This is a genomic window from Pelotalea chapellei (genome assembly GCF_018531195.1).
Classification (GTDB): Bacteria; Desulfobacterota; Desulfuromonadia; order Geobacterales; family Pseudopelobacteraceae; genus Pelotalea; species Pelotalea chapellei.
The window spans coordinates 141,856-162,449 of sequence record NZ_JAHDYS010000009.1; the positions used below are offsets into that span (position 1 = coordinate 141,856).

22 protein-coding genes are annotated in these 20,594 nt (G+C 46.0%); 16 read left to right on the plus strand and 6 right to left on the minus strand.

All coding sequences use genetic code 11. The features are described 5' to 3' along the window. Positions 1 to 3 precede the first annotated feature (3 nt). Both KJB30_RS11120 and KJB30_RS11125 read left to right on the plus strand, forming a co-directional pair. Complete coding sequence (locus KJB30_RS11120) at positions 4 to 774, plus strand: hypothetical protein (protein WP_214299147.1); 771 nt, start codon at positions 4 to 6, stop codon at positions 772 to 774. Positions 775 to 789: 15 nt separating this feature from the next. Beyond that, positions 790 to 1,548: a fibronectin type III domain-containing protein gene (locus tag KJB30_RS11125; RefSeq protein WP_214299149.1), complete on the plus strand. Its 759-nt coding sequence runs from the start codon at positions 790 to 792 to the stop codon at positions 1,546 to 1,548. 74 nt (positions 1,549 to 1,622) lie between these two features. On the opposite strand, the gene atpE is transcribed toward KJB30_RS11125, so the two are convergent. The 5 genes from atpE to hemL form a co-directional block, all read right to left on the minus strand. Then, positions 1,623 to 1,898, minus strand: coding sequence for an ATP synthase F0 subunit C (atpE, locus tag KJB30_RS11130; protein ID WP_214299151.1), 276 nt, complete (start codon positions 1,896 to 1,898; stop codon positions 1,623 to 1,625). A gap of 59 nt (positions 1,899 to 1,957) precedes the next feature. Continuing rightward, on the minus strand, positions 1,958 to 2,647 hold the full coding sequence (atpB, locus tag KJB30_RS11135; RefSeq protein WP_214299153.1) for a F0F1 ATP synthase subunit A: 690 nt from the start codon (positions 2,645 to 2,647) through the stop codon (positions 1,958 to 1,960). A gap of 4 nt (positions 2,648 to 2,651) precedes the next feature. Continuing rightward, positions 2,652 to 3,032 carry an ATP synthase subunit I gene (locus tag KJB30_RS11140; protein WP_214299155.1) on the minus strand — a complete coding sequence of 127 codons (381 nt, stop codon included), beginning with the start codon at positions 3,030 to 3,032 and terminating at the stop codon, positions 2,652 to 2,654. Continuing rightward, positions 3,019 to 3,252 carry an AtpZ/AtpI family protein gene (locus KJB30_RS11145; RefSeq protein ID WP_214299157.1) on the minus strand — a complete coding sequence of 78 codons (234 nt, stop codon included), beginning with the start codon at positions 3,250 to 3,252 and terminating at the stop codon, positions 3,019 to 3,021. Before KJB30_RS11145 ends, KJB30_RS11140 begins: the two co-directional genes overlap by 14 nt. 79 nt (positions 3,253 to 3,331) lie before the next feature. Further along, the gene (hemL, locus tag KJB30_RS11150; RefSeq protein WP_214299159.1) at positions 3,332 to 4,618 is read right to left on the minus strand and encodes a glutamate-1-semialdehyde 2,1-aminomutase; all 1,287 of its coding nucleotides are present in this window, start codon (positions 4,616 to 4,618) and stop codon (positions 3,332 to 3,334) included. Between the two features lie 262 nt (positions 4,619 to 4,880). Between hemL and KJB30_RS11155 the strand changes: the two genes are divergently transcribed. From KJB30_RS11155 to KJB30_RS11220, 14 genes are read left to right on the plus strand one after another with little or no spacing between them, the layout of a single operon-like run. Next, on the plus strand, positions 4,881 to 5,237 hold the full coding sequence (locus tag KJB30_RS11155; protein ID WP_214299161.1) for an NADH-quinone oxidoreductase subunit A: 357 nt from the start codon (positions 4,881 to 4,883) through the stop codon (positions 5,235 to 5,237). Next, positions 5,228 to 5,743, plus strand: coding sequence for an NADH-quinone oxidoreductase subunit B (locus tag KJB30_RS11160; protein WP_214299163.1), 516 nt, complete (start codon positions 5,228 to 5,230; stop codon positions 5,741 to 5,743). Before KJB30_RS11155 ends, KJB30_RS11160 begins: the two co-directional genes overlap by 10 nt. Before the next feature lie 42 nt (positions 5,744 to 5,785). Continuing rightward, positions 5,786 to 6,271, plus strand: a complete 486-nt coding sequence (locus tag KJB30_RS11165) for an NADH-quinone oxidoreductase subunit C (RefSeq protein WP_214299165.1) — start codon at positions 5,786 to 5,788, stop codon at positions 6,269 to 6,271. A 47-nt stretch (positions 6,272 to 6,318) separates the two neighbouring features. Beyond that, the gene (nuoD, locus tag KJB30_RS11170; RefSeq protein WP_214299167.1) at positions 6,319 to 7,491 is read left to right on the plus strand and encodes an NADH dehydrogenase (quinone) subunit D; all 1,173 of its coding nucleotides are present in this window, start codon (positions 6,319 to 6,321) and stop codon (positions 7,489 to 7,491) included. Positions 7,492 to 7,518: 27 nt separating this feature from the next. Beyond that, positions 7,519 to 8,031, plus strand: a complete 513-nt coding sequence (locus tag KJB30_RS11175; RefSeq protein WP_214299169.1) for an NADH-quinone oxidoreductase subunit NuoE family protein — start codon at positions 7,519 to 7,521, stop codon at positions 8,029 to 8,031. A gap of 40 nt (positions 8,032 to 8,071) precedes the next feature. Continuing rightward, complete coding sequence (gene nuoF, locus KJB30_RS11180) at positions 8,072 to 9,853, plus strand: NADH-quinone oxidoreductase subunit NuoF (RefSeq protein WP_214299171.1); 1,782 nt, start codon at positions 8,072 to 8,074, stop codon at positions 9,851 to 9,853. A 56-nt stretch (positions 9,854 to 9,909) separates the two neighbouring features. Continuing rightward, entirely contained in the window at positions 9,910 to 12,375 is a 2,466-nt protein-coding gene (locus KJB30_RS11185; RefSeq protein WP_214299173.1) for a molybdopterin-dependent oxidoreductase, read from the plus strand. A gap of 55 nt (positions 12,376 to 12,430) precedes the next feature. Beyond that, positions 12,431 to 13,486: an NADH-quinone oxidoreductase subunit NuoH gene (gene nuoH / locus KJB30_RS11190; RefSeq protein WP_214299175.1), complete on the plus strand. Its 1,056-nt coding sequence runs from the start codon at positions 12,431 to 12,433 to the stop codon at positions 13,484 to 13,486. A 39-nt stretch (positions 13,487 to 13,525) separates the two neighbouring features. Further along, a complete protein-coding gene (gene nuoI / locus KJB30_RS11195) occupies positions 13,526 to 13,930 on the plus strand; it encodes an NADH-quinone oxidoreductase subunit NuoI (RefSeq protein ID WP_214299177.1) in 405 nt (134 codons plus the stop codon). Positions 13,931 to 13,941: 11 nt separating this feature from the next. Further along, the gene (locus KJB30_RS11200; protein WP_214299179.1) at positions 13,942 to 14,445 is read left to right on the plus strand and encodes an NADH-quinone oxidoreductase subunit J family protein; all 504 of its coding nucleotides are present in this window, start codon (positions 13,942 to 13,944) and stop codon (positions 14,443 to 14,445) included. 17 nt (positions 14,446 to 14,462) lie between these two features. After that, on the plus strand, positions 14,463 to 14,765 hold the full coding sequence (gene nuoK, locus KJB30_RS11205; protein WP_214299181.1) for an NADH-quinone oxidoreductase subunit NuoK: 303 nt from the start codon (positions 14,463 to 14,465) through the stop codon (positions 14,763 to 14,765). 56 nt (positions 14,766 to 14,821) lie between these two features. After that, positions 14,822 to 16,828, plus strand: coding sequence for an NADH-quinone oxidoreductase subunit L (gene nuoL / locus KJB30_RS11210; protein WP_214299183.1), 2,007 nt, complete (start codon positions 14,822 to 14,824; stop codon positions 16,826 to 16,828). A gap of 36 nt (positions 16,829 to 16,864) precedes the next feature. Further along, entirely contained in the window at positions 16,865 to 18,454 is a 1,590-nt protein-coding gene (locus tag KJB30_RS11215) for an NADH-quinone oxidoreductase subunit M (protein ID WP_214299185.1), read from the plus strand. A 42-nt stretch (positions 18,455 to 18,496) separates the two neighbouring features. Then, positions 18,497 to 19,954, plus strand: a complete 1,458-nt coding sequence (locus KJB30_RS11220; RefSeq protein WP_214299187.1) for an NADH-quinone oxidoreductase subunit N — start codon at positions 18,497 to 18,499, stop codon at positions 19,952 to 19,954. 347 nt (positions 19,955 to 20,301) lie between these two features. Here the strand turns inward: KJB30_RS11220 and KJB30_RS11225 are convergent, their stop codons facing one another. Continuing rightward, positions 20,302 to 20,592 carry a DUF2288 family protein gene (locus KJB30_RS11225; protein WP_214299189.1) on the minus strand — a complete coding sequence of 97 codons (291 nt, stop codon included), beginning with the start codon at positions 20,590 to 20,592 and terminating at the stop codon, positions 20,302 to 20,304. Positions 20,593 to 20,594 lie beyond the last annotated feature (2 nt).

Consider the following 20,594-nt stretch of genomic DNA (forward strand, 5'->3'; position numbering starts at 1 on the left):
CATATGAGTTATATCCTCGATGCGTTGAAAAAAACTGAACGTGAAAAGGCCAGAAAGGAACGGCATGCCGGAAGGGCCAGCCTTTCCGGAGAGCTGTTCAACGATGACTTATCTCATCGTGGCACCAGTAATAACGTAAGAATTTTAATTGTGGTGATACTTGCTTCACTGGTGACATTCGGTGTGACCTGGTATTTGCTTAAGGAAAAAAAAGGACACAAGGTTCCATCACTACCAGTTGCGTCACAGGCCTTACCGCCATCCAGTCCTCCGATATCCTCCATGCTACCGGTTCCTGCAAGCTCACCTGTGCCTCTGCCTGCCACGCCTCCCGTTACGTCAGCTCCCACCCAGGCCGTTGCTCCATCTGGCCCGGTTCCACCTGGTGTTCAGCCGGCTCAGAATGCACTGCCGCCAGCAGCCACGGAAGAGATGGATGAGGGTGAAGGTAGGGGGCGCCGGAGATCCAGGGCAGCACGGAACTCTGAAACTGTCCCATCCAGCCCGATTCAGCAACAGAACCCGACTCAGCAACAGAACAATTTAACTCAGGACAATATATCCGCCCCCGGAGATATTAAAGTTTCAGGCATAGCTTGGCAGGATGAACGCCGTGCGCGCAGGGCAGTTGTAAATGGGTTTCTGCTGCATGAAGGAAGTGTTGTTTCAGGAGCCAGGATTACTGAAATTCAGCAGGACCGGGTACGTTTTTCCCAGAATGGCAAAACATTTGATATTTCTCTTGTGTCAGCAGGAATGCCTTTAAATAAATAATGATAGGAGAGGTTGATGCGTCTTCCTGTAGGCCTGCTTCTTATACTTATTTGTACAGTATCCTGTGGAAAGAGAGGTGCTCTCATCTATCCTGAGATGGCGGCGCCAACAGCTCCGGCTGAGGTCACCGCACTTCAGTCGGGCTCTGAAGTAAAAATATCGTTACTGCTTCCCCAAAAGGACCTTGCTGGTCGTCCCCTGAGAGAACTTGCTGGATTCAAGCTTTTCAAGCAAGTGACAGATGCAACCAAAGAGGGAGCATGCAAGGCCTGCAGTTCCGAGGCCCTCCTTGCAAAAACCGTTTTTTTCGACCATCCCGGCACCGCAGTGCAACGGTATGACAACCGTTTCATTCTGCTTGACAGTCAGGTGCATTCAGGAATTGACTATGTTTATTACGTGCAGTCTTTTCTTCAGGATGGAACCAATGGTGTCGCGTCGCTGCCAGTGACGGTGAGCGTCGTTCCGGTTTTGGCGCCGCCTGCGCTTAAGGCGGTCCCGGAACCAACAGAAGTCCGCCTTGAGCTTGCGGCACCATCTCCTGCACCAGGTACTTTCGTTGGTTTCTCAATCTACAGAGCCATAAAAGGACAGCCTTTTCCATACAGACCTCTTACCAAGGAACCGGTTGTCTCTAGGGTGTTTTCTGATTTTGGGCTTCAACGCCAACTGATGTATACGTATGTTGCAAAAACAGTAGTGCGTTTGCCCAATGGAGCTCTTGCAGAAAGTGCCGCTTCTGACACGGTGGAAGTCCAGCTGTCCGAAGACTGAGTTTTGTAGACATTACAAAAACTAAAAAGGCGCCCGAGATGGGCGCCTTTTTAGTTTTTAAGCTGTTTTAAAAATTACTTGGCAACGGTTTCAGCCAGTTTGACAGCGATATCCTTGTAGGGGTTAGCGAACAGGATGATCAGGCAGACAACCAGGGCGTAGATTGCCAGAGACTCGATCATGGCCAGACCGATCATCATGGTGGTCAGGATCTTTCCGGAAGCACCAGGGTTACGGGAGACGCCTTCAACAGCACTTTTAACTGCGAGACCCTGGCCAATGCCGGTGCCCACAGTTCCCAATGTCATACCAATTCCAGCTGCCAGAACGCACATTGTGAAAAAACTCATTTTACTTCTCCTCTCTTCTTTTGATTAATATCCTAAATAATATAGGATTCGTGAATCGATTAATGGGCTTCCTCAAGAGAACCCTGGATGTAGATCATGGCCAGAAGCATAAAGACAAAGGCCTGGATGAAGGAAACTAGTACTCCCATCATCATCATTGGTAAAGGAACCAGAAACGGAGCAAGACCGAAGAAAATCATCAAGACCAGTTCGTGACCGTTCATGTTGCCGAAAAGACGCAGCGTGAGTGAAACCGGGCGGCTGAGATGTCCGATGACTTCAATAAAGAAAATGACAGGTGCCAGCCAAGCAATCGGGCCCATAAAGTGTTTAAGATAATGCAGACCATGGTGTTTGATGCCAACAACATGGGTAGAGAGAAAGACAATGATTGCGCATGCTGCAGTAGTGTTGATGTTGGCCGTGGGAGGAAAGAAACCAGGAATCAGACCAATCAAATTGGAGACAAGTATGAAGATTGCAAGGGTTGCGATCAGAGGGAAGAATGAGCGGCCATGCTCACCCATGGTCTCGACGATCATGTTCTCGACCCCACCAACAATAACCTCCATGAAATTCTGCAGACCTCCCGGAACTGTCTTGAGGGCCATGGTGGCCAGTGCTGAAAGGGCAAGGAGCACAACGATAATCAGCCACGTGTAAGCAATGGCATCTGCACTTGCGTCATTGATGTGGAGCGGTGCCAACAGTTTGCGAAAAAATTCGAGAAACAGTAATGGGTGAACCATGTATCTAACCTCCTGTGCGCAAAGCACAATATAGTGAAAGTGCGATTATGTTTGCTACAATTATGGAAAGTCCCACCAAAAGTCCGGCCAGTGAGCAAATACCAGAAACAATTATGAAATAAAGTACTACCCCGGTAATGCTAATTCGAGCAATAAAACGGACCTGCGAATAAAGTTGCGGTTTGGCAGGTAATAATCCGAGTATCCTCTGGAGAACATTGCGCATCCAGAGAAAATTAATTATTGCCACTATACCGCCTGCTAGAATTCCGAGCCCTGTTGGTGTGGAAAAAAAAATGAAACCGATCAGCGTAAGAACCACGAGTAGCAGAATACTTCCCTTAACTATGAAAGCAAAGAGACTTTCCTCATCAATTGCTGTCATCGTCTCTGTGAATCTCCCTGCCTGCTATTACATATATGTTTTTGAATCCGGCTGCTATGCCGATAAACAGGAAAATATAGAAAAACCAGGGCTTCGTGCCAAACCATCGATCCAGGGTGAGGCCAAACCAGACTCCTATTCCGATAGCTAAAACAACCGAGATACCCATGCTTGAAACCATTGCCAAGCTTCTGAAAAGATCCCTTTTTTCTCGGTTCATATTCACTCATTCAATAGCGGCAAAACCGGTATTGCTTATCATGGTGGCAAAGGTATTGTCAAATTAAATGTGTCAATATTTATGCGATTAACTTAAAACTTTTCTCTGCTGCGGCGATAGTGAGGTCAATATCGGAATCACTGTGTGCAGCTGAAACAAAAGCGGTTTCATATTGTGACGGGGCAAGATAGATACCTTCGTTTAGCATCGCCATGAAATATTTGGCAAATGCAGCGGTGTCGCAAGCAGCAGCGGATGTCCAATCATGGACTTCGCTAGCTGAAAAGAATGCACAAAACATGCTTCCAACTCTGGTGGAGTAGATCGGATAGCCTGCTTTTTTTGCCGCAGCAGCAATACCCTCTGCAACTTTACGGCTCTTCTCTTCGAGGCTTTGATAAAATCCCGGCTGTTTGAGAAGGTTTAGAGTGGCAATGCCTGCACTCATAGCCAGTGGATTGCCGGAAAGAGTACCTGCTTGATAGACTCCGCCTGATGGAGAAAGTTTTTCCATGATTTCCCGTTTGCCTCCGAAAGCGCCAACGGGTAGACCTCCTCCGATTATTTTACCGAGAGTGGTCATATCAGGGGTGATGCCATAAACTTCCTGAGCACCACCATAGGCAACACGGAAGCCAGACATCACCTCATCAAAAATGAGAATTATTCCTTCATTAGTACAAATATCACGTAAGCCTTCTAGAAAGCCTTCTCTAGGTGGAACCGTTCCCATATTTCCGGCCACTGGTTCTACAATAATGCAGGCTATCTGTCCGCTATTTTCCGCAATCAAAGTTCTTACCGAGTTCAGTGAGTTGTATTCCGCTGTCAATGTGTGTTTAGCCACGTCAGCAGGAACTCCTGGTGAGTCGGGAACGCCGAAAGTAGCCGCTCCCGAGCCGGCTTTTACAAGAAGAGAGTCGGCGTGGCCATGGTAGCACCCTGAAAATTTGATGATTTTGTCGCGTCCCGTGTAGCCACGGGCCAGGCGAATGGCACTCATGGTGGCTTCAGTTCCAGAGCTGACCATGCGTACCATTTCGATCGAGGGCACCGCACTGATGACCATTTCGGCGAGTGTTGTTTCAAGCTCCGTGGGGGCTCCGAAGCTTGAGCCATTTTCAAGCGCTTGTTTTATCGCCTGAATTACCTGCGGATGGCAATGGCCTACAATCATAGGGCCCCAAGAGCCAACAAAATCAATAAAACAGTTGCCATCTGCATCATAGATATGGCTATTGCTGGCCCTTTTGATAAAAAGTGGATCGGCGCCCACAGACCTGAACGCTCTGACAGGGCTGTTGACTCCGCCTGGTATCGATCTTTTTGCTTGTTGAAACAGCTGGCTTGAACGGTTATGTTCCATAATGTGCTCCTGGCGCATAAAGAATATTTTGTGTGACAATAAAACAAAGAAAATGGAATTTTTTTTTAGCATACTGTATGCATAGCTGTCAACGGTAAAGCATCAAAATAACTTACAAAATTCCCATCATTAAACCTTGGTTAGCATCTCTTCTGTCGCTTTAAATTAAAAAAAAATTATGCTTGACAAAGAAAACCAAATAACATACTTTTCCTCACGTTTTGTATACAGTATACCGCCCAGCGGCGAGGAGGACGTTTAGATGCTTGGAGCATATCTACCTATTTTACTTTTGGTAATCGTGGCAATAGCCTTCGGACTTGTTTCGTTGACTTTTTCCTCGCTCATAGGTCCGAAAAAGAAATCGGCGCTCAAGCTCTCCCCTTATGAAAGTGGGTGTGAGCCGGTCGGTACTGCTCGGGATCGTTTTTCCATTAAATTTTATCTGATTGCGATGCTGTTCATACTTTTTGATATAGAGGCAGTCTTTCTATATCCTTGGGCCATCCTCTATAAGAAGCTTGGAGTATTTGGATTGGTAGAGATGGGACTTTTTATCGTGATCCTCTTTGTCGGTTATATCTATGTATGGAAAAAAGGAGCACTGGAATGGGAGTAGAAAATCCGTTAGGCGATAACATCATAACAACCTCTCTGGATGCGCTGGTTAACTGGTCCAGGAAATCGTCAATATGGCCGATGACTTTTGGTCTAGCATGTTGTGCGATCGAAATGATGGCAACCGGTGCCTCCCACAATGACCTCGACCGTTTTGGAATCATTTTCCGTGCATCCCCGCGCCAATCCGACTGCATCATAATCGCTGGTACAGTTACTAAAAAAATGTTGCCTGTTATTAAAACAGTTTATGAGCAGATGCCGGAGCCGAAATGGGTTATTGCCATGGGAGCATGTGCGTGTTCTGGTGGCGTCTTTGATACCTATAGTGTTGTGCAGGGGATCGACGAGGCCCTTCCGGTTGATGTTTATATCCCTGGCTGTCCCCCTCGCCCTGAAGCGCTGCTGTATGGGATCATGAAACTTCAGGACAAGATTATGAAGGATAAGAATTCTTTCGGTAATTCAATCGGCCTTGGAACAAGGATCGAATCGGCCGCGGCTTAACTTCTCGATAAATAAATAAATCCTAAAAAAAGGGTTGGTACCATGGCAGATAATCGTGCGGTAGTCAGGCTGAAAGAGAAATTTGCTTCATCCATAATTGAAATAATTGAGTTTCGGGGTGAAGTGACAGTAACCGTTCATAAACAGGATATTCTGAATGTTCTCTCCTTTTTAAAGCAGTCACTTCAGTACAATATGCTCACAGATGTGACAGCTATTGACTATCTGGGCAAAAAGGACGAACGCTTCATGATGGTCTACCAGCTTTATTCGATTCCAAACAAGGACAAACTACGAATAAAGGCTCCTGTGTCAGAGAGTGAGTGCCATATACAAAGTGCAACACAGGTTTGGGAAACAGCAAACTGGCTCGAGCGCGAAGTATACGACCTTTTTGGAATTACTTTCGAAAATCATCCTGATCTACGCCGCATCTTGATGACTCCAGAATGGGAAGGGTATCCACTTCGCAAGGATTATCCGCTTCAGGGGCCCGACCGAGAGCCATATAAAGGTCGCCTGTCCTGACTTAATTTCTATTAACTGTGTCAAGAATAACATTGAAGAGGCGATACATGGCTACTACGGAAAAAATGATTCTGAACATGGGCCCGCAGCATCCCAGTACACATGGGGTGTTGAGGCTGGTTCTTGAGCTGGATGGCGAGGTAATCACCAAGATAACACCTGACATTGGTTTCCTGCACCGTGGTGTTGAAAAATTATCAGAGCACCGTACATACCATCAGGTGCTGCCCCTTACGGACCGCCTCGATTACTTGGCGCCTATGAGTAATAATTTGGGCTACATCCTTGCCGTCGAAAAGCTACTGGATATTGAGGTGCCTGAACGGGCTAAAGTTATCCGTATCATTCTTGCTGAATTGACTCGCCTTAAGTCTCACCTGGTTTGGCTTGCTTGTCACGCTCTCGATATTGGAGCAATGACTGTTTTTATTTATGCCTTTCGCGAACGCGAAACAATTATGGAAACATATGAGCTGATCTCTGGGGCTCGCATGACTTCGAACTTTTTCCGAGCAGGTGGTCTCTCTATGGATGTGCCGCCTGAATTTGAAAAAAAGGTTCGCGACTTCATAAGCTCAATGCCTGGCTACCTTGATCAGTACGAAGGGCTTTTAACCACTAACCCCATCTGGCTTAAGCGCACTATTGGGAACGGGGTTATTTCCGCAGAGGATGCTATTGATATTGGTATTACCGGTCCAGCTCTGAGAGGTTCCGGAGTAGACTTGGATCTTCGTCGTGACAACCCTTACAGTGGGTACGACGAATATCAGTTTCAGGTCCCAGTTGGAGAGAAATGCGACACATTTGACCGCTATAAAGTACGACTTGTAGAGATGCGTGAAGCTTGTAAGATCATCAACCAGGCACTTGACCGTCTTAAGCCCGGTCCTGTTTTGGCTGATTCTCCTCAGGTCTGCTACCCTCCCAAAGAGAATGTATATAATTCAATTGAAGGGCTGATTCACCATTTTAAGATAGCTTCTGAGGGCTATCCTGTTCCGGCTGGTGAGGTCTATCAAGGCGTCGAAGCTCCTAAGGGGGAACTGGGTTTCTACATTGTTAGCGATGGTAGCAGCAAGCCCTACCGCATGAGGATCAGGCCGCCTTCTTTTGTTAATCTTCAGGCTATTGAGAAAATGGCAAAAGGATCAATGATCGCTGACTTGGTGGCAGTTATCGGAACTCTAGATATCGTTCTTGGCGAAATTGACCGATAATCGCACGATTCAAAGGAGATTGCGCGCATGAGCGAATCGGTAGAGCTGAAGACTGAAGAGCAGGAACCAGAAATAGATATTTCCATTGCCGATGCAGTAATTGACAAATATATCAATATATCCGGCAATCTAATGCCAGTGCTTCAGGGTATACAAGATGAGTATGGGTACATTCCCCGCGTTGTTGCAGATCATATCGCCGAGCGTTTGAACGTCTATCCTAGTCAGATTTATGGTGTTCTGACCTTCTACGCCCAGTTTCATCTTAAGCCTCGCGGCCGCTTTATCATTCGAGTTTGCGTAGGAACAGCGTGCCACGTTCAGGGAGCTCCGCGTATCGTCGAAACTTTCTTTGATAAGCTTGGAATTGGTCATGCCGAAACAACCCCAGATCTTCGTTATACATTTGAGAAGGTAGCTTGTCTGGGAGCCTGTGGTATGGCACCGCTGGCTATGGTTAATGATTCTACGTACGGCTCAATGACAGTACAAAAGGTCGATGACATCGTTGCTGATTATAACCAGAGGCCTTTGAAATAAGGTAAGTAGCTCGAAACTTTCCAGTAGGGGACAATTCAGCATGAGCGAAAACGCAGCGGTAAAAATTTTAATTTGCCAAGGTACAGGCGGCATTTCAATGGGCGCCAAAGAAGTAGAGGCGGCTTTTGTCAAGCTCCTTGATGAAAAAGGAGTCAACGCCGTAGTCGGTAAGCGTTGCGATGTCATAAAGACTGGCTGTCGCGGCTTGTGTGCAAATGATGTTCTTGTTGATATCATCACGCCTGATCAAGGGCGGGTGACTTATGATTTTGTTAAGCCTGAAGAGGTTGAAAAAATCATCGATGAACATATCGTCAATAAAACAATCATTGAAAAACGTAAGGCTAAGCCTTATTACAATCAATTTGTTGATGCTCAGATGCGTGTTGTTATGACCGGGTGTGGGCAAATAGATCCTGACAGTATAGAAGCTTATATGGAGGAAGATGGTTTCAAGGCCATTGAGAAATGTATTAAATCCATGAAGCCAGAAGATGTAATTGAGGAAGTCAAGAAATCCGGGCTTCGTGGACGTGGCGGCGGTGGTTTCCCTACCGGCATGAAATGGTCGTTTTGTAAAGCATCTCCTGGAGATCACAAATATCTTATCTGTAATGCTGATGAAGGTGACCCCGGCGCTTTTATGGACCGTTCACTTCTTGAAGGCGACCCTTTCTGTATTATAGAAGGGATGATGATTGCCGCTTATGCAATCGGATGTGATTTTGGTTACGTGTATGTACGTGCTGAATATCCTCTGGCAGTCCAGCGCTTGCAACACGCTATCGATATTTGCTATGAGCAGGGCTACCTTGGTAAAAATATAAAAGGTTGGAATTTCGATTTCGACATGCGCATAAAAATGGGTGCCGGCGCTTTTGTCTGCGGCGAGGAAACTGCGCTGATGGCCTCAATTGAAGGGCATCGCGGCATGAGTCGTCCCCGCCCTCCCTTCCCGGCGGTTCGAGGTCTGTGGGGTAAACCGACCAACATTAACAATGTTGAAACGTTCGGCAATGTCCGTCATATCATCAACAAAGGTGGTGACTGGTACGCTTCACTCGGAACCGACACTACAAAAGGAACGAAAATTTTTGCAGTCACGGGCAAGGTAAAGCATACAGGCCTGGTAGAAGTTCCTGCTGGTATGAAAATTCGCGAAGTTATCTACGATGTTTGCGGTGGCATTGCAAATAACCGTAAGTTCAAAGCAGTACAGGCCGGTGGACCTTCTGGCGGATGTATTCCTTCCGATATTCTTGATACCCCTGTTGATTATGACTCTCTTATCAAGGCTGGAGCCATGATGGGATCAGGTGGTCTGGTCGTTATGGATGAAACCACTTGCATGGTGGACGTATCTCGTTTCTTCCTCAACTTCACCAGGATGGAGTCCTGTGGCAAGTGTGTGCCCTGCCGCATTGGCTTGAAGGTCATGCTGGATATCCTCGAGCGCATCACCGAGGGACGCGGCGAGATGAGCGATATCGAAACACTGCAGGATCTGGGTGTCGCCATCAAGAAAGCTTCACTGTGCGGTCTCGGGCAGACAGCACCCAACCCGATTCTGTCAACAATTAATTATTTCCGTGAAGAATACGAAGCCCATATAGCCGATAAACGTTGTCCATCAAACTGCTGCAAAGAACTACTCCTATGGCAGGTTGTTGAGGATAAGTGCGTCAAGTGTGGCGCATGTAAAAAAGCGTGTCCTGTGGATGCCATTGTCTGGGAGAAAGGTCAGTTGGCATGGCTTGACAAGGAAAAATGCACTAAATGCAAATCCTGCTACGATGCCTGCCGGTTCATGGCTATTGAATAACCTGCAACCACACTGTAACCACACACTAACGATCAAACTCACTGATAGAGGTTGAGATGGTAAATCTTACGATAGACAACAGGCAGGTTACTGCACCCAAGACCGCGACCATTTACGAAGCGGCCGAGATGAATGGAATCAAGATCCCGATTTTGTGCCACGACAAAAAGCTCAAACCTTTCGGCGCCTGCCGTATGTGCCTTGTCGAGGTAGAACAGATGAAGGGGCGTCAAATTCCAGCATGCACCACACCAGTTACAGAGGGAATGATAATTCATACTGCTACCCCTGACATCATTAAAGCCCGCAAGATGGTGTTGGAATTGCTGCTGCTCAATCACCCGATTGACTGTCCGGTTTGCGACAAGGGCGGGGACTGTGATCTTCAAAACCTTACGTATGATTATCAAGTCAACGGCAACCGTTTTACAGATGAAAAATTTCACCACCAAATCGATTACAATAATCCTCTGATCGAACGTGACATGAACCGTTGTATCCTATGTGGCAAATGTGCGCGTATCTGTGATGAAATTGTTAGCTTTGGAGCACTCACTTTTATAGATCGCGGGATTGAAACAAAGATAGGTTGTGAGTTTGATGGCGCTCTTAACTGCGAATTTTGTGGTTCCTGTGTTTCTGTATGCCCGGTTGGTTCCCTGCTCGCCAGGCCATTCAAATTCAAAGCACGTTTCTGGTCTCTTACCAAACAAAAAACTGTCTGTGGTTACTGTGGAACCGGTTGCAACCTTACCTTAGGTGTTAAAGACAATAAGGTTCTGACCACCATTTATGATCAAGAGCAAGGGTTTCACAAAGGTCAGTTGTGTGTACGCGGACGTTTTGGTTATCAGTTCATTAACAGTGAAAAGCGGCTCACTAAACCAATGCTTCGCAAGAATGGCACTTTGGTTGCGGTTGGCTGGGATGAAGCTCTAGATTTTGTCGTTGGAAAGCTCAAGGGAGGCAATGTTGCTGCATTGTCAACTGCACGCTTGACCAATGAAGAATTTGTATTGTTCAAGAAAGTAATGGAGCTTTCAGGGTCTAAAGATTTTGATCATTCCGCTGGTTATGCACATTCAGCACTTACAGAAGGCTTTGCACGTAGTTTCGGAACAACCGCTTCACCTGCAACAATACCCGACATTCAAAAAAGCAATTTTTTATTGGTGATTAAGAGCGATGCCTATGAGACACATCCTGTCGCAGGCTTTGAAATCAACATGGCTGTGAAAAACAAAGGTGTCGTACTTAATATCCTTTCAGACAAACATGGAAAATTAGGCAAGCTTCCAGGCGCAAAGACTCTGCTTCATGTTCCAGGCAGCGAGATTGCTCTTGTCAATGCTCTTTCAAAAGTAATTCTCGACGGGAAGAAAGCAGCAGGAATCGCTTCATCCGTTGTTGGTTACAGTCAGCTTGAGCAGTCCCTTTCCGATTGTTCCGTGGAAGCTGTTGCTGCCACATGCGGAGTGAGTGTTAACGATATCATCGAACTCGCTAATGATTACTCTGCGGCAGAAAAAGCTCTGATTGTATTCCCTGTGGGTTTGGCATACCCCGGTCATAACGCAGAGTTGGCCAGTGCCATAGCAAATTTGGCCATTCTTGCTGGCAAAATTGGAAGCGAAGGCTCCGGCGTACTCTGTATGTCAGAGAAAAATAATAGCCAAGGTGCAGTTGACATGGGTTTCTACCCTTCTCAGGATGGAAAAAATGCCCAGCAGATTTTGGACGGATGTGCCTCTGGAACTGTAAAGACTCTCTTTATTGCCGGAGAAAATCCGGTAGTGTCGTACCCTGATCGCACTAAAACAGCGGCTGCGCTTGATAAGGTTGATTGCCTGATTGTATCTGAGCTGTTCCTTAGCGAAACAGCTGCAATGGCCGACGTGGTGTTACCCGCCTGCTCTTTTGCAGAAAAAGAAGGTACTTTTACTGCTGCAGATAGGCGTGTGCAGCATATAAAACCGGCAATACGTAAAATCGGCCTGAGCCGTTCTGATTTTGAAATATTCGGAGTTTTAATTTCCAGACTTGGAGGTGAAGTTCCGGTGTCATCAGCCACCGTTTTTAGTGAAATTGCCTCAAATACAAGTGGTTATGCGGGAATGTCTTATGCTGCTCTTGGTGAATCCGGAGCGTTTGCTCCTGTCGATATCAAACCCGCCTTTGTGGATGTCAAGGCTCCCGGGCAGACTAGGCAAGCAGGTAAACTTGCACTGTTGACTGGTAGCTCATTATATCACTGCGGCACTATGTCTCAATATGGTGAAGGTCCAATGCATGTTTGTCCTGAAGGGTACCTTGAAATTTCCCGCAAGGATGCAGCAAATAACAAAATTTCAGAAAATGATCTGTTGACGGTTACTTCTGCTAGCGGCAGTGTCCAGCTTAAGGCACGGATAACCCCACGTATGTCTGAAGGCGTTGTCTTCACTCCGTACCATTTTAGCTCTGCATCTGTTAATCAGGCATGGAACGGAACAGAAGTAACGTGGGTAACGCTGAATAAGTAGCCTTGAAAATTAGTCACTTCTCGGACTTTTAATAATCCAAGGGAAAGAGGGTCAGATGGGAATGGAAATTTTAGGACTACCGATGATGTATTACATCGCCATGGTTGCCAAGGTCTTAGTTGCATTTGTTTTCGTGCTGCTGACCGTGGCCTATGCTACCTATGCCGAACGGAAGATCATTGGTCATATGCAGGTACGTGTCGGGCCGATGCGCACTGGCTGGCATGGTCTGTTGCAGCCGATTGCAGACGGAGTTAAGCTCTTCTTCAAGGAAGAGATCATACCTTCTCAAGCGAGCACTTTTGCCTTCCTGTTGGCTCCTTTGATCGCACTTGTTCCTGCATTCATAACCTTTGCGGTTATTCCTTTCGGCGGCGTTATAGAGGTTGCTGGGTACAAGATACCGTTGCAGGTTGCTAGCTATATCGATACCGCTACCGGGCAGATACATGATCTCAATGTAGGTGCTCTGTACATACTTGCCATGTCTTCCCTAGGTGTGTACGGGATTGTTCTTGCTGGCTGGGCCTCCAATAGCAAGTATTCTTTAATGGGTGGTTTGCGCGCCTCGGCCCAGATGATTTCCTACGAGTTGTCTGCTGGACTTTCTATTGTAGCTGTCTTTATGCTCTCCGGCACCTTATCTCTAAGTGAGATAGTTAATCAGCAATCAACAATTTGGTTTGCATTCAAGCAACCACTTGCATTCTGCCTTTTTTTCATCTGCTCGCTGGCTGAAATTAACCGTACACCCTTTGACCTCCCAGAGGCTGAAACAGAACTGGTTTCAGGATTTTGCACGGAATACTCCAGTATGAAGTACGCCATGTTCTTCATGGCAGAATATGCCAATATGGTAACAGTGTGTGCTCTGACGGCGACACTTTTTCTTGGTGGATGGCAAGGACCGTTTGTTAGCTCCTTTGCGCTACTTGGTCCTGTCTACTTTATTGCCAAAGTGTATGCTCTCATGTTTTTCTGCATGTGGATACGTGCCACGCTACCCCGTTATCGCTACGACCAACTGATGCACCTTGGATGGAAAGTTATGATCCCTCTTTCCCTAATTAATATCGTTGTTACCGGTGTCATTGGTTACGTTATCAAGTAGCAGAATCAGTCACGCAACTTAAAGAACAAGGATGGAATTATGAATCCGATTACACCGATCATAAACGGCCTAAAGATCACACTTTCACATCTCTTCAAAAAACCGGTCACTCTGCAATACCCGGACGAGAGGCCCAATGTGGCTCAACGTTACAGAGGACTGCATGCTCTGAATGTTTCCCATAACAAAGCCAAGTGTGTTGCCTGCTATCTCTGTCCTACAGTGTGTCCAGCCAAATGCATAACTGTCGAAGCTGGTGAAGACGCTAATCACGATAAATACGCAGAAAAATACGAAATTGACATGCTTCGCTGTATTTTTTGCGGTTACTGCGTTGAAGCTTGCCCGGTTGATGCAATTCGCATGACTGGTCAATTTGAGTTGGCTAATTTTAGCCGTGAAGATTTTGTGTTCACCAAGGAACGACTCTTAGAAAAGAAATAAAGGAGCAGTGCATGGAAACCCTTTTCTTCGCAATCATCACGCTGGTGGCTGTTGTGTCAGCGATCCTGGTGATCACCTGCAAAAACCCGATCAATAGCGCTTTATCTTTGATCCTAACTTTCTTCTGTCTGGCCACGTATTACGTGATGCTTGATGCCCCGTTCATGGCAGCTGTTCAAGTCATGGTATACGCGGGAGCCATCATGGTTTTAATTGTTTTTGTTATCATGCTTCTAAATGTTCGTGTTGATGCTCATAAAAAGCAAACTCATAAGGTGGCCCTCGGTTGTATCATTGGTCTTTTTACTCTTATAAATACTGCATTTTTGATTTTTAAAAGTCGCGCCGCCATGCCTATGGGTCCATATAACGGAAGTATCATAAAGCAAATTGGACATACCGAATTGATCGGCAAAGAAATGTTCACGACATTTCTTCTTCCTTTCGAAATAACTTCGATCCTGTTGCTGGTTGCTATTATCGGCGCTGTAATTTTGGCCAAGAAAAAAATATAGACTGAGGGATCTTTGACATGGAAAACCTGAACAGCTATCTCATCGTCAGTGCCATATTGTTTTCAATAGGGACAATAGGCGTGCTAACCCGCAAAAATGCCATCGTAATGTTTATGTGCATTGAATTGATGCTTAATGCCGTCAATCTGACCTTTGTCGCTTTTTCAAGATATCTTGGCAATCTTGACGGACAGGTGTTCGTGTTTTTTGTCATGACTGTAGCCGCTGCTGAGGCAGCTGTTGGTCTTGCCTTGATGATAGCCTTCTACAACAATAGGGAATCGATTGACGTCGATGACGTCAATCTGATGAAGTGGTAACACGCTAGTACAATCCATACAGAAAACGTTTAACGATTGCATAAAAGGAGTCTTACATGTTTGACAACGTATGGCTAATCCCGCTTTTCCCGCTCATCGGATTCCTGATCAATGGTTTTTTCGGGAAGAAGATCAAGAATGAGGCAGTTATTGGCGGAATTGGCACACTGATGATTTTTCTGTCATTCATCGTGTCATGCGGAATTCTCATGCAGATGATTGGTCTTCCGGCAGAACAGAGAGTCTTTGAGAAAGTTGTTTTTCCCTGGATTCATTCTGGAAACCTAAAGGTTGATATGGCCTTCCTGCTTGACCCGCTTTCTTGTGTCATGATCATGGTTGTAACCGGGGTAGGAACTCTCATTCATCTCTACTCGATTGGTTATATGCATGGAGAAGAGGGCTTTTATAGATTTTTTGCCTATCTTAATCTGTTTTGCATGTCAATGCTCCTGCTTGTACTTGGAAACAACATGCTTGTCATGTTTATCGGATGGGAAGGTGTTGGACTTTGTTCTTACCTGCTGATTGGATATTACTTTCACAAAAAGTCTGCTGGGGATGCCGCTAAAAAAGCGTTTGTTATGAACAGGGTGGGGGATTTCGGTTTCCTTATCGGTATGTTTACCTTGTTCTGGTGGTTCGGCAGCAATCACAATATCTGGACCATCAACTTCACCGAAATTAAGGCAGCATCTCATTTGCTTCCCTATGGTGGCGTTGTAACCGTCGCCACTCTGTGTTTTTTCCTTGGTGCGACTGGTAAATCTGCACAGCTTCCCCTCTATACATGGTTGCCGGATGCCATGGAAGGCCCCACTCCGGTTTCAGCTCTAATTCACGCAGCTACAATGGTTACTGCCGGTGTATATATGATCGGCAGGATGAGCTTTGTTTTTATCAAATCTCCAGAAACCATGATGGTGGTTGCGGTAATTGGCGCTGCAACGGCAATTTTTGCAGCAACAATTGGTACTGCGCAAAATGATATAAAGCGTGTACTTGCCTATTCGACAGTCTCGCAACTTGGTTTCATGTTTTTGGCTATGGGTGTTGGCGCCTTCACTGCAGGCATTTTTCACCTGATGACACATGCATTCTTTAAGGCTTGTCTGTTCCTCGGTTCTGGCTCAGTGATTCATTCGATGCATCACGCACTTCATCATGCCCATTCTCACGATGATGCGCAAGATATGCGAAATATGGGCGGATTAAAATCTGCCATGCCAATCACCTTCATTACTTTCCTTGTATCAACTATAGCAATTGCCGGTATACCAGGTTTTTCAGGATTCTTTTCAAAGGATGAGATCCTCTGGCAAGCCTTCTCCAATCCTTTTCATGGACAATTGAACATGGTCCTTTGGGGCGTTGGTGCAATAGCCGCCTGTTTTACTGCTTTTTATATGTTCCGTCTCGTATTCATGACTTTTTTCGGGGAATGCCGCATCACTCCAAAAGCAAAAGGTCACTTACACGAATCTCCTTTGGTAATAACCATTCCTTTGATGGTACTCGGTTTGCTGGCAGTTGTTGGCGGATACATAGGTCTGCCTAAACTGATTGGTGACATGCTTGGGGGCATTCCCAATTATTTTGAGCACTGGCTTGAGCCTGTTTTTGCGCAAGCACATGAATACAGCACACAGTATGCTCATGCAGGTGGTCATCATAGCCATTCTCTCGAATGGGGGCTCATGGGGCTGTCCGTTGTCATCGCATTGATCGGAATCACCATTGCATTTACGCTCTATATTAAGAACACGGAACTTCCTGGCAAGTTCACTGCTACCTTTCCAGCACTTCATCGTGCCGTATACAACAAATGGTACATGGATGAATTGTATGACTTCGCCATTGTTAACCCCTGCAAAGCATTGGGTCGGTTCCTCTGGAAGGGTTTCGATGTTGTAGTGATTGACGGAATTGTTAATGGTGTTGCCAATGTAGTTTTGGGCTTTAGCGGTATCTTCCGTTTCATTCAGTCTGGTCTGATCGGAAACTATGCCTGGTCCATGGCCTTCGGTGTGGTTGTAATTCTTGGCTACTACGTTTTCAAGTAAACGATACTCTGCAATTTGATAAAGGAGCATGAATTCATGAGTAACCTACTGAGTCTGACGACATTCCTACCGGTACTGGGTGTCCTACTGCTGCTGTTCGTTCCAAAAGACAGCAAGTCAGTTTTGAGAGGAGTTGCCCTGGCTGTAACTGCAGTGACTTTTGTAGTATCACTGCCGATACTTACCGGATTTCAGACGAATGCCGAATTCCAGTTTGTTGAGAACATGCCATGGATCGCAGCAGGTCCTTTTGTCATGCGCTACAACATCGGTGTTGATGGAATCAGCCTTTGGCTGGTAATCCTAACAACATTTATCATGCCGATTGCGGTTCTTTCCACCTTCACAGCAGTTGAAGAGAAGGTCAAGGAGTACATGATCTGCCTGCTCTTACTTGAGACAGGCATGCTGGGTGCGTTCATCTCCCTCGATCTTTTCCTGTTCTATATCTTTTGGGAAGTGATGTTAATTCCAATGTACTTCATGATTGGCATCTGGGGCGGGAAAAACAGAATCTATGCAGCCGTTAAATTTTTCGTGTACACGATGGTCGGTTCATTGCTGATGCTTGTAGCCCTGATTTTCTTGTACTTTAAGGGGCTCGAAGCAGGTATACCTGATTTTGGTCTTCTGCAGCTGTTCAATTTGAAGCTGGACCTCTCAACACAAATATGGCTTTTTATGGCTTTTGCTTTTGCCTTTGCCATCAAGGTACCGATGTTTCCATTGCATACGTGGTTGCCTGATGCCCATACTGAAGCACCTACAGCTGGTTCTGTAATACTGGCCGCTATTCTGTTGAAAATGGGAACTTACGGTTACGTACGATTTGCGATGCCGCTGTTCCCCGAAGCTGCCCATAAATTTGCACCTGTGATCGCCACACTGGCAGTGATTGGGATTGTGTATGCTTCTCTTGTTGCCATGATGCAGGAGGATGTAAAGAAGCTGGTTGCTTACTCATCAGTTGCTCACCTGGGTTTCGTAATGTTGGGTGTGTTTGCCTTCAATCAACAGGGTATTACGGGCGGCATGTTGCAGATGCTTAACCATGGCGTTTCCACCGGAGCACTGTTCCTTATTGTTGGTTTTATTTATGAACGTCGACATACCCGCTTGATTACTGATTTCGGGGGGTTGTCAAAGCAGATGCCGGTTTTTGCCACCATTTTCATGATTGTTACTTTCTCGTCTATCGGATTACCTGGCACAAATGGTTTTGTTGGGGAGTTCCTGGTGTTGATCGGTGCATTCGAGAGCGAATTGCGCTGGTGGACGATCGTAGCTACAAGCGGTGTCATTCTATCAGCAGTTTATATGCTTTGGGTTTTTCAGAGAGTCATGTTTGGAGAGCTCGATAATCCCAAAAACCAAAAACTTCTGGATCTGAATGCTCGTGAAGTTGGCATCATGGTGCCATTGATAGCGCTGATTTTTTTCATGGGTCTTTATCCCAAACCTTTCATTGATAAAATGGATCCTGCTATAAAGAAGCTCGTTTCACAGGTGCGCCCTGTGTCTATGACAGCACAGGCCCCTGCAGCTATACCTGTAATGCCTGCCGGTCACCCCGGCATGGAGATCCCGGCTGCAGAACAGAATCTCCCTGCTGGCAACGCTCACTAAGTAAAGAGAAGTACGAGTCAATCCGACTGGAGGATATATTAGATGGACATGATTACTATTCCAGCTGTCAACCTCACACCGATCCTGCCAGAGATAATACTGTCTGTACTGGCAATGGCACTGTTGCTGATCAACGTATTCGTACAGAGCAGCAAAAAAACGTATCTTAGCTATATCAGTTTCATCGGTGTTGTTGGCACCGCAGTGCTGGTTGGATCAGGTTGGGGTACTCATATTGAAAGCTTCAGCGGTGCAGTTGTCCAAGATAACTTTGCTACCTTTTTCAAAATGATCTTTCTTCTTGCTGCCGGCCTCGCCATTTTAATCGCCGACCAGTACATGGAGCGTGAAGATTGCAATCACGGTGAGCTTTATCCACTGATTTTATTCACTGTTGTCGGAATGATGTTAATGGCGGCTGGAACAGACCTTATGACCATTTTCCTTGGTCTTGAAGTTATGTCTGTATCTCTCTATGTGCTGGCCGGATTCAACCGTGCTAACACAAAATCGAATGAGGCCGGCCTTAAGTACTTCTTGCTCGGTGCATTTTCAACTGGCTTTCTTCTCTATGGAATGGCCCTGACTTACGGCGCAACAGGCAGCACTCGCATTTCTGTAATTGCAACTCAAGCTGGTCAAATGGGAATGTCTTCTGGAAATATACTGTTTTTGGCCGGCATGCTGCTGATTTTAACTGGTTTCTGTTTCAAGATTGCGGTTGTTCCCTTCCATATGTGGACCCCGGATGTCTATGAGGGTGCTCCGACACCTATGACCGCATTTATGTCTGCCGGTCCTAAGGCAGCCGGTTTTGCTGCTGCCCTGCGTCTCCTTCTGATTGCTTTCCCGACACTCCAGGCCGATTGGAGTCAGCTTCTTTGGGTACTTGCTGTGCTCACCATGACAGTCGGAAATATTACTGCACTCCGCCAGGACAACATCAAGCGTATTCTAGCCTATTCTTCCATTGCACATGCAGGTTATGCACTTGTCGGTATGGCAGCTGGAAATAGTACAGGTACAGCAGGCATTCTCTTTTACATGCTTTCCTATACCTTCATGAATATCGGCGCTTTTGCAGTGATTATCCTGGTCGGTAAAAAAGGTGAGTCTAACGGAAACGTTCAAGATTTCGCAGGCCTTGGTTTCAAACACCCCATGCTTGCCGTCGCAATGACCATCTTTCTTTTCTCTTTGTCTGGTATGCCGCCAACTGCCGGTTTTATCGGCAAGTTCTATCTTTTCTCGGGTGCCATCCAGAAAGGATATATCTGGTTGGCAGTTATTGGTGTGCTTAACAGTGCAGCTTCCGTGTACTATTACTTGCGTGTAATGGTGTACATGTACATGAAAGATCCTACCGAGGATTTCGCCTGGACAAAGGTTTCTGCTCCCATTGCCCTTTGTCTGGTGCTCTCAGTGGCTGGTACAATGGTTCTTGGTATTGTGCCATCTATCATTCTGCAGTATGCACAGGAAGCAATAAAACTGATCTAGACACAATCGGTTAAATATTAATACAAAGGACAGCTTTTTTGGCTGTCCTTTTTTTATCTCAGTTGTCGCAGTGGTGAAAAATTTTAACAGTATCGAAGCGGCTCTGTGACTTTGTAGTTACAACCTATAAAATAATTAGAAACTTGGTGGAATTCAAGAGCTTGTGTAAGCGTCAGGGGTAAAGTGGTGGGAAACTGAGTTTCGAATTACATGGTGTCAAATGACATTTTTCAATCTTTAAATGGTGGTAGGAGAAGGAACGATAGACGCGAGTATGACATTAAAATAGCTTTCAACCTTAAGACAGGAAATTTTAAGCACAATCCTTTGGAATTTTGGCTGAAACCTCAACCCAGTTCCTGGATTATTACATAGGGACTGATGATTGCCGTGTTAAAGAGTTTTGCAGGTTGTGCATCCCATTGTTTTATTTGTTGATGTGACGGTTTGCTGAGTTTTCCTTCATTGATCAAGCTTGCCACATATTCTGCTTCGTTATTTGCAATTTTGCAGGCAATCTCTGTCAGCTCAAGTGCTTTATCAACGACGATTACGCCGCCGCGTTGAAGATGCGCCCTGAGACATAGCCAATCAGCGACATCCAGCGCCCGTGCAATTTCCTCTCTGCTAACTGTCATAC

Excerpts from the sequence above, each read along its gene's own strand:
- KJB30_RS11120 (WP_214299147.1), top strand. The coding sequence starts at position 4 with ATGAGTTATATCCTCGATGCGTTGAAAAAAACTGAACGTGAAAAGGCC.
- KJB30_RS11125 (WP_214299149.1), top strand. The coding sequence starts at position 790 with ATGCGTCTTCCTGTAGGCCTGCTTCTTATACTTATTTGTACAGTATCC.
- atpE (WP_214299151.1), bottom strand. The coding sequence starts at position 1,898 with ATGAGTTTTTTCACAATGTGCGTTCTGGCAGCTGGAATTGGTATGACA.
- atpB (WP_214299153.1), bottom strand. The coding sequence starts at position 2,647 with ATGGTTCACCCATTACTGTTTCTCGAATTTTTTCGCAAACTGTTGGCA.
- KJB30_RS11140 (WP_214299155.1), bottom strand. The coding sequence starts at position 3,032 with ATGACAGCAATTGATGAGGAAAGTCTCTTTGCTTTCATAGTTAAGGGA.
- KJB30_RS11145 (WP_214299157.1), bottom strand. The coding sequence starts at position 3,252 with ATGAACCGAGAAAAAAGGGATCTTTTCAGAAGCTTGGCAATGGTTTCA.
- hemL (WP_214299159.1), bottom strand. The coding sequence starts at position 4,618 with ATGGAACATAACCGTTCAAGCCAGCTGTTTCAACAAGCAAAAAGATCG.
- KJB30_RS11155 (WP_214299161.1), top strand. The coding sequence starts at position 4,881 with ATGCTTGGAGCATATCTACCTATTTTACTTTTGGTAATCGTGGCAATA.
- KJB30_RS11160 (WP_214299163.1), top strand. The coding sequence starts at position 5,228 with ATGGGAGTAGAAAATCCGTTAGGCGATAACATCATAACAACCTCTCTG.
- KJB30_RS11165 (WP_214299165.1), top strand. The coding sequence starts at position 5,786 with ATGGCAGATAATCGTGCGGTAGTCAGGCTGAAAGAGAAATTTGCTTCA.
- nuoD (WP_214299167.1), top strand. The coding sequence starts at position 6,319 with ATGGCTACTACGGAAAAAATGATTCTGAACATGGGCCCGCAGCATCCC.
- KJB30_RS11175 (WP_214299169.1), top strand. The coding sequence starts at position 7,519 with ATGAGCGAATCGGTAGAGCTGAAGACTGAAGAGCAGGAACCAGAAATA.
- nuoF (WP_214299171.1), top strand. The coding sequence starts at position 8,072 with ATGAGCGAAAACGCAGCGGTAAAAATTTTAATTTGCCAAGGTACAGGC.
- KJB30_RS11185 (WP_214299173.1), top strand. The coding sequence starts at position 9,910 with ATGGTAAATCTTACGATAGACAACAGGCAGGTTACTGCACCCAAGACC.
- nuoH (WP_214299175.1), top strand. The coding sequence starts at position 12,431 with ATGGGAATGGAAATTTTAGGACTACCGATGATGTATTACATCGCCATG.
- nuoI (WP_214299177.1), top strand. The coding sequence starts at position 13,526 with ATGAATCCGATTACACCGATCATAAACGGCCTAAAGATCACACTTTCA.
- KJB30_RS11200 (WP_214299179.1), top strand. The coding sequence starts at position 13,942 with ATGGAAACCCTTTTCTTCGCAATCATCACGCTGGTGGCTGTTGTGTCA.
- nuoK (WP_214299181.1), top strand. The coding sequence starts at position 14,463 with ATGGAAAACCTGAACAGCTATCTCATCGTCAGTGCCATATTGTTTTCA.
- nuoL (WP_214299183.1), top strand. The coding sequence starts at position 14,822 with ATGTTTGACAACGTATGGCTAATCCCGCTTTTCCCGCTCATCGGATTC.
- KJB30_RS11215 (WP_214299185.1), top strand. The coding sequence starts at position 16,865 with ATGAGTAACCTACTGAGTCTGACGACATTCCTACCGGTACTGGGTGTC.
- KJB30_RS11220 (WP_214299187.1), top strand. The coding sequence starts at position 18,497 with ATGGACATGATTACTATTCCAGCTGTCAACCTCACACCGATCCTGCCA.
- KJB30_RS11225 (WP_214299189.1), bottom strand. The coding sequence starts at position 20,592 with ATGACAGTTAGCAGAGAGGAAATTGCACGGGCGCTGGATGTCGCTGAT.